Here is a 12,963-nt window from a genome sequence, read left to right on the forward strand (position 1 = left end):
CCTTCCGCCGCGTCCTTCGGCGGAACGAACCTACTGGGGGACGGCGGTCACCGGCATCAGGTCCGGGCGCTTGGCGCGCCGGGCGTCGCCGGACGAGCGTCCGCGCAGCCGCCGGCCGAGCCAGGGCCCCAGGAAGGTGCCGGCCCAGCGGAGTTCGGCGGTCACCGTGCCCAGGCCCGTGGGGCGGGCCCGCGGGGGCAGGGGGTGGGTCCAGGAGTCGTCGGAGCCGGGCAGCGCGAGCGCGTGGGCGACGGCGGCGGCGATGCGCGCGTGGCCGATGGGTCCGGCGTGCAGCCGGTCCGGGCTCCACAGCCGGGGGTCGGTGACGACGGGGTGCGCGGAGGCTTCGACGACCACGACGCCGTGGCGGCGGGAGGCGGCGCGGATCCGCTCGTTGAGAGCCTCGATCCGGGGGCCGAGTGGGCGGGCGAGCGGGGTGATCCGGCCGACGTCGGGGAAGGTGAGGGTGGCGACGCGGGCCCCCTGCCCGGTCAGCGCGGCGAACATCGCCTCCAGGTGCCCGGCCGTCGCGTCCGCGTCGAAGCGCGGCCGCAGTACGTCGTTGACGCCGGCGACGACCGTGGCGAGGTCCGGCCGGAGCGCGAGGGCGGGGCCGAGCTGCTCGGCGCGGACCTGTCCGGCGAGGCGGCCGCGTACGGCCAGGTTGGCGTAGCGCACATCGGGGTGCGCGCGGGCGAGCGACTCCGCGAGCCGGTCGGCCCAGCCGCGGAGCCCGACGGTGTCGTCACCGTCACCGACTCCTTCCGTCTGGCTGTCCCCCAGGGCGACGTACCGCAGAAACGTGCCGTCCGACATGGACCCCGCCTTCCTCGACGATCGGCGCATCAGTCGCCTCGTCGATCCAGCATAGTCACTTTTTTTACTAAGCAACTCGGCCAGCAAGGTCAGGAACGGGCCCCCGGCCCCTCCTTCAGGACTCCCCCTGCGAGGACTCCTTCTTCGAGTGCAGGGCCTTCTGCAGCCGGGCGACGACCGCCTCGCCGTATCTCCGGTGGCCGTGGACGCGCGGGTCGTCCGTCACGTCGTACCGCTTCACGTACGCGCCGAGGAAGGCCTGGAGGGTGGCGACGGCCGGGATGGCGATCAGCGCGCCGACGGCCCCGAGCAGCGCCGTGCCCGCGATGACCGAGCCGAAGGCGACCGCCGGGTGGATGTCCACGGTCTTCGAGGTGAGCTTGGGCTGGAGCACGTAGTTCTCGAACTGCTGGTAGATCACGACGAAGCCGAGCACCCACAGCGCGTACCAGGGGTTGACCGTGAAGGCGATCAGCATCGGCAGGGCGCCGGCCAGATAGGTGCCGATGGTCGGGATGAACTGCGAGACCAGACCGACCCACACGGCGAGCGCCGGGGCGTAGGGCACGCCCAGGATCTCGAAGACCACGAAGTGCGCGATGCCCGAGATGAGCGCCATCAGACCGCGCGAGTAGAGGTAGCCGCCGGTCTTGTCGACGGCGATCTCCCAGGCCCGCAGGACCTCGGTCTGCCGGGCGGGCGGCAGGACGGAGCAGAGCGCGCGCCGCAGCCGGGGCCCGTCGGCCGCGAAGTAGAACGCGAACAGGAAGATCGTGAGGAGCCGGAAGAGGCCGCCGAGGACGGTGGCGGAGACGTCGAGGACGCCGGACGCGCTGTTCTGCACGTACTTCTGCAGCCAGTCGGAGCTCAGGACGCTGTCCTGGACCTCGACGCGCGACAGGTCGGTGTGGAAGTTCTGGTTGATCCAGTTGATCAGCGAGTCGAGGTACTTCGGGAAGTTCTCGACCATGTCCACGATCTGGCCGGCCAGCATCGAACCGAGGAGGACGACGAAGCCGACGCCGAAGACCGTGACGGCGAAGAAGACGAGGAAGGTGGCGAGGCCGCGCCGCATCCCGCGCGCCGCCATGCGCCCGACCGCCGGCTCGATGGCCAGGGCGAGGAAGAAGGCCAGCAGGATGTTGACGAGGAGGCCGATGAGCTGGTGGAAGGCCCAGTTGCCCAGCTGGAAGACGGCGTAGAGCGCGAGGGCGAGCACGAGCGCGCGGGGCAGCCAGCGCGGCATCCGCGCGGACCCCGCCGCCGGCCCGGCCCCGGGGGCCGACGGGGCCGCGGCCGGAGCCGCGGGTCCGTCGGCCGCCGCTCTCGGGGCCGGAGCCTGAGCCGGGGCCACAGCCGAGGCCGGGGCGTGAGCCGGGGCCTGAGCCGAGGCAGGGGGCGCCGTCACGCCGGCGGTACCGGGCACGTCGTTCGGTTCGGTCTTGTCGGTGTCGTCAGTCGGGGCCACCCCGCCAGTCTCGCGCACCGCACGGACATTCCACCCGGGACCCCGCACATCCCCTCCGGTCACCCCACGGTTCGCCTTCCGGTCACCGCTTGTCGGCCGGGACGTCGACGGCCGCGCAGACGGCCCGCCAGACGTCCTTCGCCTCCCAGCCGGCGTCCAGTGCCTCGCGCACCGTCCGGCCCCCGAGCTCCGCCATCACATGATCGCGCGCGAAGGACTCGGCGTAGGACGCACCGAAGTGGTCGGCCATCCGTTCCCAGAAAATCGTCAACCGCATGACCCCAGTATCCCGCTCCCAAGAGTGCAGCCCGCTCCGCAGACCTTGTCACCGCGCTTTTCCGCCCTACCGTCGGAGCATGGCCGAAAATCCCCTCCCCTCCCCGCCCTCGACTCCCCTGGCCCGCGCCGAGCGCTTCGTCTGGCTGACGGCCCGCGTCCTCGAACAGCACCGGTTCGCCTACCACTTCCTGCGCGGCGGCCCGGACCGGGTCGAGACGGCCCTCACGGCGTACCTCAACGAGGACGGCGGCTACGGACACGCCCTCGAACCGGATCTGCGCGGCCCGGTGAGCCAGCCCCTGCACACCGCGCACGGGCTGCGCGTCCTGGACTCCATCGGCCGCTGCGGCGGACTGCGCGTGGAACGGATCTGCCGCTACCTCACGGAGGTGTCCACCCACGACGGGGCCCTCCCCGCGATCCACCCGTCCCAGCGCGGCTACCCCGCGGCGCCCTTCGTGCCGGTCGTCGACGCCCCGCCGAGCGCGCTGCTCTCGACCGGCCCGGTGGTCGGTGTGCTGCACCGCAACCAGGTGTGGCACGCGTGGCTGTTCCGGGCCACCGAGTTCTGCTGGTCGGCCGTGGAGTCGCTGGAGAAGTCCCATCCGTACGAGATCCAGGCGGCCGTCGCCTTCCTCGACTCGGCCCCCGACCGCCCGCGTGCCGAAGCGGCGGCGGACCGGCTGGGCCGGCTCGTCCGCGAGCAGGGCCTCGCCGTCCTGGACCCCGACCGGCCGGAGGACCACCCGCTCGCGGACGGCTACGCGCCCGGTGAGTACCACTACCCGCACGACTACGCGCGCGTGCCGGACTCCCTGGCCGGGCGCTGGTTCACGGAGGAGGAGATGGCGCGCTCGCTCGACCGGCTCCAGGCCGACCAGCAGGAGGACGGCGGCTGGCCGATCCGGTGGCGGGCGTGGGCGCCCGGCTCCGCCCTGGAGTGGCGCCCGATCGTCACCGTCGAGGCCCTGCGCACCCTCCGCGCCCACGGCCGCCCGATCGACTGACGGGAAGGACCGGCAGGGGCGTCGCCGGGTCGATGAGGAGGAGCGGTACGGGGCGGCTGGCCGGCCACCCGCCCCGTGAGGGTCCTGCGATCACCGTCCGAGGGCCCGGACCCCCGTAAGGGTCCTGCGATCACCCTCCGAGGGCCCGGACCCCCGCCGTGACGGCGACGGCGGCGCCCACCACGACCAGGAACGGGGCGCGCAGGACGAGCGCGACGGCGGCCGCCGCGAGCCCGGCGGCCCGCGCGTCCACGACGAGGTCACCGCCCGTGCTGAAGGTCTGCTGCGCCGTGAGCGCGGCGAGCAGCGCGACGGGGAGCAGGGCGGCGAGCCGCTGGACCAGCGGGCGTTCCAGGGCTCCGGCGGGCACGAGGAGGCCGATCAGCTTGACGAGGTAGCAGCCGCCGGCGGTGAGGGCGATCGCGATCCAGACGTTCATCGGGGGTCCTTCTCTCCTGCGGCGGGGGCCGTGCGCCGGCCCTGGGCCCAGAGCACGGCGGGCGCGGCGAGGGCGGCGGCGAGGACCGGGACCCCGGCGGGCAGGACGGGCAGCAGCCCGAGGCCCAGCAGGACGGCGATCCCGGCGGTGGCGCGCTCGGTCGTGGACTTCAGCATCGGCGCCAGCAGGGCCAGGAAGACGGCGGGGCCGGCGGCGTCGAGCCCCCAGGCCGCGGTGTCGCCGATGGCCTCGGCGCCGAGCGCCCCGAGGAACGTGGTCAGGTTCCACAGGACGTACAGGGTGAGGCCGGTGACGGTGAAGCCGATCCGGGCGGCGCGGCGGGAGGGCTGCGCGAGGGCGACGGCCGTGGTCTCGTCGATCACCCAGTGCGCGGCGAGGGGCCGGACGGATTTCGGCAGGGCGAGGAGCTGGGAGAGCCGCAGTCCGTAGAAGGCGTTGCGGGTGCCCAGGAAGAAGGCTCCGGCGGCGGCCGTGAAGGGGTTGCCGCCCGCGGCGAGCGCTCCGACCAGGGCGAACTGCGAGGCGCCGGTGAAGACGAGCAGGCTGAGGACGCAGGTCTGGAGGAGGCTGAGGCCGGAGCCCGCGGAGGTCACGCCGAAGGCGAAGCCGGAGAGCCCGACGGCGACGCCGACGCCGAGCGCGTCGCGGACGACGGCCGCGTCGGGCTTGGCCGGGGTGCCGTCGCCCATGGCGGCCGCGCCGGGCTCGGCCGGGGTGCCGTCGCGTATGACGGGAGGTGCTGTCTGTTCTGCCACGTCGGAGACGGTACGGGGCCGGTTCCGGTCAGGTCTTGTACGTTCTTGCGCCACCGGGACCCGGCGTCTCCCGGGCCGCGCCACGCGCGCGCTGGTAGGCGCCCGGCGGTACCCCGACGCTGCGGGTGAAGTGCCGGCTGAGGTGGGACTGGTCGGTGAAGCCGACGGCGGCGGCCGCCTCCGCCGGGGGCGTCCCCGTGTCGAGGAGCCTGCGGGCCCGCCGTACGCGCGCGTCGGTGAGCCAGGTGTGCGGGGGCATCCCGTACGCCTCGCGGAAGGCCCGGAGCAGCGCGAACGGGCTGGTGCCGAGGTCGGCGGCGAGACGCTCCAGGGTCGGCGGCCCGGTCATCCCGGCCTCCAGGACCTCACGCGCGCGTGCCGCGTTCCGGGCTCCGGCCGAGCGGGGCGGGAGCGGGCTGACGAGACCGCCGTGGCTGCGCAGCATCCGGGCGGTGACCAGGCGCAGCAGGCTGTCCGCGGCGAGCGCGTTGCCCTCCTCGGCGGCCCGGTGGACGCCGACGACGAGCCGGGCGGCGTACGGGTCGTCGACCACGGGCGAGGTGAAGCCGGCCTCGCCGCGCAGGGCGAACGTGTCGGCGGCGATCGACCGGACGATCTCCGCGTCCGGGTAGATCGTCCGGTAGGTCCAGCCCTCGGGCACCCCCGCGTGCCCGGTGTGCGGGGTGTCCGGGTTGACCAGGGCGATCTGTCCGGGGCCCGCCTGGACGAGCTCGTCGCGGTAGTGGAAGGCCTCGACGCCCTCGGTGATCGCGGCGAAGACGAAGCTCTCGTGGGTGTGCCGGGCGAAGGCCTTGTGGATGTAGTGGGCGTGCAGCAGGTCGACCCCGGGCAACTCCGCGTACTGCCAGTACCGGGCCCGCTCCCCGCTCGCTCCGTCCCTCGCCGTGCCCCTCGCCATCCCCCCATTCTGCGCCCCGCCGGCGCCCCGCGACGATCGGGACTGCCCAGGTCCGGGCGGCTGTCAGTGGTCGGGTGCACGATGGGGGACATGGTCAGGTCCGCGCTCGACTCGTTCTCCCCCGCGACCCGTGGTTGGTTCACCGGGGCCTTCACCGCGCCCACCGCCGCGCAGGAGGGCGCCTGGCAGGCCATCGGAGCGGGCTCCGACGTGCTCGTCGTCGCGCCGACCGGCTCGGGCAAGACCCTGGCGGCCTTCCTCGCCTCCCTGGACCGGCTGGCGTCCTCACCGCCGCCCGCCGAGGCGAGGAAGCGCTGTCGCGTGCTGTACGTGTCGCCGCTGAAGGCCCTGGCCGTGGACGTCGAGCGGAACCTCCGCTCGCCGCTGACCGGCATCCGCCAGGAGTCGGTGCGGCTCGGTCTGCCCGAGCCGGACGTCCGGGTCGGGATCCGGTCCGGGGACACCCCGCCGGCCGAGCGCCGGGCGCTCGCGACCCGGCCGCCGGACATCCTGATCACCACGCCCGAGTCCCTGTTCCTGATGCTGACCTCCGCCACGCGCGAGGCCCTGTCGGGGGTGGAGACGGTCATCCTGGACGAGGTCCACGCGGTCGCGGGCACGAAGCGGGGCGCGCACCTGGCCCTCTCCCTGGAGCGGCTCGACGAGCTGCTGCCCCGCCCGGCGCGCCGGATCGGCCTGTCGGCCACGGTCCGCCCGGTCGACGAGGTGGCCCGCTACCTGTCGCCGGGGCGGGCCGTGGAGATCGTGCAGCCCCCGTCGGGCAAGGAGTTCGACCTGTCCGTCGTCGTCCCCGTCGAGGACATGGGTGAGCTCGGCGGCTCCCCCGCCTCCGAGGGGAAGGACGGCGGGGACAAGCCGTCGATCTGGCCGCACGTCGAGGAGCGGATCGCCGACCTGGTGCAGTCCCACCGCTCCACGATCGTCTTCGCGAACTCGCGCCGGCTGGCCGAGCGCCTGTGCAACCGGCTCAACGAGATCGCGTACGAGCGGGCGACCGGCGAGCCGCTCCCGGAGGGGGCTCCGCCGGCCCAGGTCATGGCCCAGTCGGGAGCGGCGCAGGGCGCCCCTGCGCTGCTCGCCCGGGCCCACCACGGTTCCGTGTCGAAGGAGCAGCGCGCCCAGGTGGAGGAGGACCTGAAGGCCGGCCGGCTGCCCGCCGTCGTGGCCACCTCCAGCCTTGAGCTCGGCATCGACATGGGCGCGGTCGACCTGGTGGTGCAGGTGGAGTCGCCCCCGTCCGTGGCCTCCGGCCTCCAGCGCGTGGGGCGCGCGGGCCACCAGGTGGGAGCGGTCTCCACGGGCGTGGTCTTCCCCAAGTACCGGGGCGACCTGGTGCAGGCAGCGGTGGTCACCGAGCGGATGCGTTCCGGCGCGATCGAGTCGATGCGGATCCCCGCCAATCCGCTGGACGTCCTGGCGCAGCAGCTCGTCGCGATGGTCGCGCTCGACACCTGGCAGGTGGACGACCTGCTGGCCGTGGTGCGCCGCTCGGCCCCGTTCTCCTCGCTCCCGGAGTCGGCGTTCACCGGCGTCCTGGACATGCTGGCCGGCCGCTATCCCTCGGACGCCTTCGCCGAGCTGCGCCCGCGCGTGGTCTGGGACCGGGTCGCCGGGACGGTCACGGGACGGCCCGGCGCCCAGCGGCTCGCCGTGACCTCGGGCGGCACGATCCCCGACCGCGGGCTGTTCGGCGTCTTCCTGGCGGGCTCGGACCCCAAGAAGGGCGGGGGCCGCGTCGGGGAGCTCGACGAGGAGATGGTGTACGAGTCGCGGGTCGGTGACGTCTTCACGCTCGGCACCACCTCGTGGCGGATCGAGGACATCACCCGGGACCGGGTGCTCGTCTCCCCCGCGCCCGGCGTGCCGGGACGGCTGCCGTTCTGGAAGGGCGACCAGCTGGGCCGCCCGCTCGAACTGGGGCGGGCGGTGGGCGCGTTCCTCCGCGAGGTCGGCGCCCTCGGGGACGAGGACGCCCGTCTGCGGCTGCTCGCCGCGGGCCTGGACGCCTGGGCCGCGGAGAACGTCCTCGCGTACCTCAAGGAGCAGCGCGAGGCCTGCGGTCACGTGCCGGACGACCGGACGATCCTGGTCGAGCGCTTCCGTGACGAGCTCGGGGACTGGCGGGTCGTCATCCACTCGCCGTTCGGGGCGCAGGTGCACGCCCCGTGGGCGCTGGCGCTGGGCGCGCGGCTCGCCGAGCGGTACGGCATGGACGCGCAGGTGATGCACGCGGACGACGGCATCGTGCTGCGCCTGCCGGACGCCGACCTGATGGGCCTGGACATGGGCCTGGACCTCCTGGACCACGAGCCGGTCGACCCGAGCCGGCACCTGGACACGGCGTACGACGCGGACAAGGCGCCGGTGGGTGCGGCCGACGCCCTCTTCGACCGCGGCGAGATCGGGCAGATCGTCACCGACCAGGTGGGCGGCTCGGCGCTGTTCGCCTCCCGCTTCCGCGAGTGCGCCGCCCGCGCCCTGCTGCTGCCGAAGCGCAACCCGGGCAAGCGCACCCCGCTGTGGCAGCAGCGGCAGCGCGCGGCCCAGCTCCTCCAGGTGGCGAGCGAGTTCGGCTCGTTCCCGATCGTCCTGGAGGCCGTCCGCGAGTGCCTCCAGGACGTCTTCGACCTGCCGGGCCTGACGGAGCTCATGGGGGACATCGAGGCCCGCCGGGTCCGGCTGGTCGAGGTCACTACTCCGGAGCCGTCGCCCTTCGCCCGCTCGCTGCTCTTCGGGTACGTGGCGCAGTTCCTGTACGAGGGCGACTCCCCGCTCGCGGAGCGGCGGGCGGCCGCCCTCTCGCTGGACTCCCGGCTGCTCGCGGAGCTCCTCGGCCAGGCCGAGCTGCGCGAGCTGCTCGACCCGGAGGTGCTGACGGAGCTGGAGCGGGAGCTCCAGTGGCTGACGGAGGACCGCCGCATCAAGGACGTGGAGGGCGTCGCCGACCTGCTGCGGGTCCTGGGGCCGCTGACGGACGCGGAGCTGGCCGAGCGGGGCGCCGAGCCCACCTGGGCGCCCGAGCTCGGGGCGGCCCGCCGCGCGATCCGGGTGCGGATCGGCGGCCGGGACCACTGGGCCGCGATCGAGGACGCGGGACGCCTCCGGGACGCCCTGGGGACGGCCCTGCCGGTCGGCGTGCCCGAGGCCTTCACCGAGCCGGTCAAGGACCCGCTGGGCGACCTGCTCGCACGGTACGCACGGACGCACGGCCCGTTCACCTCCTCCCAGGCCGCCGGCCGCCTCGGCCTCGGCGCGGCCGTCACGGACGGCGGGCTGCAGCGCCTGGCGGCCTCGGGACGGGTCGTGCAGGGCGAGTTCCACCCCTCGGGCATCGGCCAGGAATGGTGCGACGCGACCGTTCTGCGCCGACTGCGGCGCCGCTCCCTGGCGGCCCTGCGCCACGAGCTGGAGCCGGTGCCCCCGGCGGCCCTCGCCACGTTCCTGCCGCAGTGGCAGCACGTGGGGAGCAGCGGCCTGCGCGGCATCGACGGCCTCGCGCGCGCCGTCGAGCAGCTCCAGGGCGCGCCGGTCCCGGCCTCGGCCCTGGAGAAGCTGATCCTGCCGTCCCGGGTGAGGGACTACTCCCCGGCACTCCTGGACGAACTCACGACGACCGGCGAGGTCGTCTGGGCGGGCGCGGGCTCGCTGCCGGGCAAGGACGGCTGGGTCTCCCTCTACCTGGCGGACGCGGCCCCGCTGCTCCTCCCGCCACCGCACCCCCTGGAGCTTTCCGCCCTGCACGAGTCCGTGCTCACCGCCCTCTCCGGCGGATACGGCCTGTTCTTCCGGCAGATCGCCGACCAGATCCGGGCCACCACCCACCCGGACGCCACCGATCCGCAGCTGGCCGACGCCCTGTGGGACCTGGCCTGGTCGGGCCGGCTGACCAACGACACCCTGGCCCCGCTGCGCGCGCTCCTCGGCTCGGGCCGCACGGCGGGCTCCACCGCCCATCGCGCGCGGCGCACGGTGCCGCGCGGCCGGTACGGCACCCTGACGGCGGCGGCCCGTCCGGTCTCGCGCACGGGCCCGCCGACGGTCTCCGGCCGCTGGTCCCTCCTGCCTCCCCCCGAGCCGGAGCCGACGCACCGGGCGCACGCCCTGGCCCGCACCCTCCTCGACCGGCACGGCGTGGTCACCCGGGGCGCGGTGGCCGCCGAGGGCGTCGAGGGCGGCTTCTCCGCCACGTACCGGATCCTGGCCGCCTTCGAGGACAGCGGACAGGCCCGGCGCGGCTACGTCGTGGAAGGCCTCGGCGCGGCCCAGTTCGCGATGGACGGGGCGGTGGACCGGCTGCGGGCCGCCGCGACGGCCCGCGACCGGGGCGCCGAGGCGGCGACGGGCCCCCGCGCCCTCGTCCTCGCCGCCGCGGATCCGGCGAACGCCTACGGTGCGGCCCTGCCCTGGCCCGAGCCGCCGACGGGCGCCGGTCACAAGCCGGGCCGGAAGGCGGGGGCGATGGTGGTCCTGGTCGACGGCGAGCTCACGCTCTACATGGAGCGCGGCGGCAAGACGCTCCTCTCCTGGCCGACGGATCCGGACGACCCGGCGCTGGGAGCGGCGGCGGAGGCGCTGGCGTCGTCGGCGAAGGCGGGAACGCTGGGCACGGTCACGGTGGAGCGGGTCAACGGTGCGGCGTCCCTGACGTCGCCCCTGGCCCGCCCCCTGGAATCCGCCGGCTTCCTGGCCACCCCCCGAGGCCTCCGCCTCCGCCCCTGACCCCCCGTTGCGGGCATGCGTTCCGTACGGGCCCCCCGCGTTGTGGGCATGCGTTCCGCCGGGGCGGAACGGGTGGGCACAACGGAACGGCGCCCCGTGCCGTGCCCAGGCTCCCGCGCCCTGACCCGCACCACCAGGTGGCGGCGCGGTCGGGGTGCGGGTCCAGGCCCGGAACGCGGAGGCGCCGCTGAAGGGCGCCGTCCCGTGTGCCCACCCGTCCCGCCCAACGGGACGATTGCCCACACGGGAGTGGGCGCCGCCCGCAACCGACGGGTACGGCCCACAATGGAGCCGTGCCCGAAGGAGACACCGTCTGGCAGGCCGCGCGCCGCCTGCACACCGCGCTCGCCGGCCAGGTCCTCACCCGCGCGGACCTCCGCGTGCCCCGGTTCGCGACCGCCGACCTCACCGGCCGCACGCTGCTCGACGTCACCCCCCGCGGCAAGCACCTCCTCGCCCGGATCGAGGGCGGGCTCACCCTCCACTCGCACCTGCGGATGGACGGCGCCTGGCGGGTGTACGCCACCGGGGAGCGCCCGCGCGGCGGCCCCGAGCACCAGATCCGCGCGATCCTCGGGAATGCCGAGTCCACCGCGTACGGCTACCGCCTCCCCGTCCTGGAGCTCATCCGGACCGCAGAGGAGGCGGACGCCGTGGGCCATCTGGGCCCCGACCTGCTCGGCCCGGACTGGGATCCCGACGAGGCCGTGCGACGTCTCCTCGCCGACCCGGCGCGCCCACTCGGCGCCGCGCTCCTCGACCAGCGCAACCTGGCCGGCATCGGCAACGTGTACAAGTCGGAGCTGGCCTTCCTGGCCGCCGTCACCCCGTGGCTCCCGGTCGGAGAGCTCGCCCCGGACGTCCCGGCCCGGCTGGTCGCCACGGCCCACCGGCTGCTCGACGCGAACAAGGAGCGTCCGGACCGCCGCACCACGACCACCCGGCGCCCGGGCACCCCGCTGCACGTCTACGGCCGCGGGGGCCGCCCCTGCCTGCGCTGCGGCACCGCGATCCGCAAGGCGGAGCTCGGGGACCGGGTCACGTACTGGTGCCCGGGCTGCCAGCGGGGCCCGGACGGAATCCTCCCCAACAATTGACGGACCGTCAGATACGGTCGTACGGTCCGGACATGACGACGACGATGACTCTCCCGGCGTACGACCTGACCGGCCGCACCGCGTTCGTCACCGGCGCCGCGAGCGGCATCGGCCGCGCCTCCGCGGCCCTCCTCGCCCGGGCCGGTGCCACCGTCCACTGCGCCGACCGCGACGAGGCGGGCCTCCGGGAGACCGCCGCCCTGATCGCCCGCGGCGGCGGCACCGCGCACACCCACGCCCTGGACGTCACCGACCGGCCCGCCCTCGCGGCCGCCGTCCGCGCCGCCGGCCCGCTCCACGTGATGGCCGCCATCGCGGGGATCATGCACACGAGCACGGTCCTGGAGACCCGGGACGAGGACCTCGACCGCGTCCTCGCCGTGAACTTCAAGGGGGTGCTCCACGCCTGCCAGGAAGCGGCCCGCTCGATGATCGACTCCGGCGTCCCCGGTTCCATCGTGACGATGGCCTCGGGCGCGATGGACACCGCGAGCCCGGGCCTGCTCTGCTACAGCGTCACCAAGGCGGCCGTCGTCCAGCTGACGAAGACCCTGGCCACGGAGGCGGGCCCGCACGGCATCCGCGTCAACGCGATCGCCCCGGGCTGGATCCGCACTCCGATGACGGACCGCCACGAGCCGGCGGCCCAGGAGCAGGCCGAGGCGGCGATGGTCCGTCACTCACCGCTGCGGCGGGTCGGCGAGGCCGAGGACATCGCCCACGCGGTGCTGCACCTGGCCTCCGACGCGTCCGCGTTCACGACCGGCCAGATCCTCCGCCCCAACGGCGGCGTCGCGATGCCCTGGTGACCCTCGGGGCACCCTCACCCGGAAGCCCCGACTCGACGAGCGCACCGGACCGCACGGACGCGGGGATCAGGCGCCGTCGCCCCGAAGAGGCCGCCACGTGCACCGGCAGCAGGCTCAGCCCCCATCCGCCCGCGGCCACCGCCCCCTCGACCGGCCCGGTCTCCGCGGGCACGAGGAGCAGCCGCAGCACCGCCCACCACCAGAGCCCTCCGGCCGCGAGGCCGCACGCGAGCAACGCGAGCGTCACCAGCGGAACCCGTCGCCGTACCATGGCCGCCTCCTGCGGTCGACGCTAGACCGGCAGGATCACCCTGCGGGAGGGCGCACCGGGGGCAGACCCGGCGCACACGGCCCAGTCGTACGTCCCTCCCACCATGGCACGGCACCCGGGGACCCGGCATCTCCAGCGGAAGGCGCCGCCGTGCCCCGGACCCCGTCCCCCTGACCTCGGACCCCGTGCCCCGGACCCCGTGCCCCGGACATGAGGAAAGCCCCGGTCGGCGCCCCGTGGAGGGGGGGCCCCCCGGGGGGACGGCCCCCTCGGGTGAGTACCCCGCGGCCAGCAACCCCGGCGCCCGGGGCGTGTCTGGAGCACCCCCCCGGGGGCCCCACG

Annotated in this window: 11 protein-coding genes; 4 read left to right on the forward strand and 7 right to left on the reverse strand. The window is 75.1% G+C overall.

Annotation, left to right across the window (positions count from 1 at the left end; translation table 11 throughout):
* Nucleotides 1–30: 30 nt before the first annotated feature.
* The 3 genes from ACFV2S_RS24650 to ACFV2S_RS24660 all read right to left on the reverse strand — a co-directional run bounded on the left by ACFV2S_RS24650 (nt 31) and on the right by ACFV2S_RS24660 (nt 2,561).
* Nucleotides 31–816, reverse strand: coding sequence for an SGNH/GDSL hydrolase family protein (locus ACFV2S_RS24650; RefSeq protein WP_385562972.1), 786 nt, complete (start codon nt 814–816; stop codon nt 31–33).
* 115 nt (nt 817–931) lie between these two features.
* Nucleotides 932–2,062, reverse strand: coding sequence for an AI-2E family transporter (locus tag ACFV2S_RS24655; protein ID WP_385562975.1), 1,131 nt, complete (start codon nt 2,060–2,062; stop codon nt 932–934).
* 304 nt (nt 2,063–2,366) lie between these two features.
* Nucleotides 2,367–2,561, reverse strand: a complete 195-nt coding sequence (locus ACFV2S_RS24660) for a DUF3046 domain-containing protein (protein ID WP_041662943.1) — start codon at nt 2,559–2,561, stop codon at nt 2,367–2,369.
* Between the two features lie 79 nt (nt 2,562–2,640).
* On the opposite strand from ACFV2S_RS24660, the gene ACFV2S_RS24665 reads away from it, so the two are divergent.
* Nucleotides 2,641–3,570: a hypothetical protein gene (locus ACFV2S_RS24665; RefSeq protein WP_385562979.1), complete on the forward strand. Its 930-nt coding sequence runs from the start codon at nt 2,641–2,643 to the stop codon at nt 3,568–3,570.
* 130 nt (nt 3,571–3,700) lie between these two features.
* Here ACFV2S_RS24665 and ACFV2S_RS24670 read toward each other — a convergent pair whose 3' ends face one another.
* Genes ACFV2S_RS24670 through ACFV2S_RS24680 form a run of 3 tightly spaced genes read right to left on the reverse strand, consistent with a single transcriptional unit; the run spans nt 3,701 to nt 5,704 of the window.
* The gene (locus tag ACFV2S_RS24670) at nt 3,701–4,009 is read right to left on the reverse strand and encodes an AzlD domain-containing protein (RefSeq protein WP_383800582.1); all 309 of its coding nucleotides are present in this window, start codon (nt 4,007–4,009) and stop codon (nt 3,701–3,703) included.
* A complete protein-coding gene (locus tag ACFV2S_RS24675) occupies nt 4,006–4,785 on the reverse strand; it encodes an AzlC family ABC transporter permease (protein ID WP_385562983.1) in 780 nt (259 codons plus the stop codon). The genes ACFV2S_RS24670 and ACFV2S_RS24675 overlap by 4 nt, the downstream gene beginning before the upstream one ends.
* Before the next feature lie 28 nt (nt 4,786–4,813).
* Nucleotides 4,814–5,704, reverse strand: coding sequence for an AraC family transcriptional regulator (locus ACFV2S_RS24680; protein ID WP_385562986.1), 891 nt, complete (start codon nt 5,702–5,704; stop codon nt 4,814–4,816).
* A gap of 90 nt (nt 5,705–5,794) precedes the next feature.
* On the opposite strand from ACFV2S_RS24680, the gene ACFV2S_RS24685 reads away from it, so the two are divergent.
* The 3 genes from ACFV2S_RS24685 (at nt 5,795) to ACFV2S_RS24695 (ending at nt 12,350) form a co-directional block, all read left to right on the forward strand.
* Nucleotides 5,795–10,444, forward strand: coding sequence for a DEAD/DEAH box helicase (locus ACFV2S_RS24685; protein ID WP_385562988.1), 4,650 nt, complete (start codon nt 5,795–5,797; stop codon nt 10,442–10,444).
* Between the two features lie 293 nt (nt 10,445–10,737).
* A complete protein-coding gene (locus tag ACFV2S_RS24690) occupies nt 10,738–11,541 on the forward strand; it encodes a DNA-formamidopyrimidine glycosylase family protein (RefSeq protein WP_385562991.1) in 804 nt (267 codons plus the stop codon).
* 44 nt (nt 11,542–11,585) lie between these two features.
* On the forward strand, nt 11,586–12,350 hold the full coding sequence (locus tag ACFV2S_RS24695) for an SDR family NAD(P)-dependent oxidoreductase (protein WP_385563030.1): 765 nt from the start codon (nt 11,586–11,588) through the stop codon (nt 12,348–12,350).
* Here ACFV2S_RS24695 and ACFV2S_RS24700 read toward each other — a convergent pair.
* Nucleotides 12,298–12,621: a hypothetical protein gene (locus ACFV2S_RS24700; RefSeq protein ID WP_385562994.1), complete on the reverse strand. Its 324-nt coding sequence runs from the start codon at nt 12,619–12,621 to the stop codon at nt 12,298–12,300. The genes ACFV2S_RS24695 and ACFV2S_RS24700 overlap by 53 nt on opposite strands.
* Nucleotides 12,622–12,963: the final 342 nt, after the last annotated feature.

It is taken from the genome of Streptomyces sp. NPDC059695, assembly GCF_042733785.1.
Classification (GTDB): domain Bacteria; phylum Actinomycetota; class Actinomycetes; order Streptomycetales; family Streptomycetaceae; genus Streptomyces.

What these genes read in the sequence shown, in the direction of transcription:
- ACFV2S_RS24650 (WP_385562972.1), bottom strand. Translation starts at nt 816, where the DNA reads ATGTCGGACGGCACGTTTCTGCGGTACGTCGCCCTGGGGGACAGCCAG.
- ACFV2S_RS24655 (WP_385562975.1), bottom strand. Translation starts at nt 2,062, where the DNA reads ATGCCGCGCTGGCTGCCCCGCGCGCTCGTGCTCGCCCTCGCGCTCTAC.
- ACFV2S_RS24660 (WP_041662943.1), bottom strand. Translation starts at nt 2,561, where the DNA reads ATGCGGTTGACGATTTTCTGGGAACGGATGGCCGACCACTTCGGTGCG.
- ACFV2S_RS24665 (WP_385562979.1), top strand. Translation starts at nt 2,641, where the DNA reads ATGGCCGAAAATCCCCTCCCCTCCCCGCCCTCGACTCCCCTGGCCCGC.
- ACFV2S_RS24670 (WP_383800582.1), bottom strand. Translation starts at nt 4,009, where the DNA reads ATGAACGTCTGGATCGCGATCGCCCTCACCGCCGGCGGCTGCTACCTC.
- ACFV2S_RS24680 (WP_385562986.1), bottom strand. Translation starts at nt 5,704, where the DNA reads ATGGCGAGGGGCACGGCGAGGGACGGAGCGAGCGGGGAGCGGGCCCGG.
- ACFV2S_RS24685 (WP_385562988.1), top strand. Translation starts at nt 5,795, where the DNA reads ATGGTCAGGTCCGCGCTCGACTCGTTCTCCCCCGCGACCCGTGGTTGG.
- ACFV2S_RS24695 (WP_385563030.1), top strand. Translation starts at nt 11,586, where the DNA reads ATGACTCTCCCGGCGTACGACCTGACCGGCCGCACCGCGTTCGTCACC.
- ACFV2S_RS24700 (WP_385562994.1), bottom strand. Translation starts at nt 12,621, where the DNA reads ATGGTACGGCGACGGGTTCCGCTGGTGACGCTCGCGTTGCTCGCGTGC.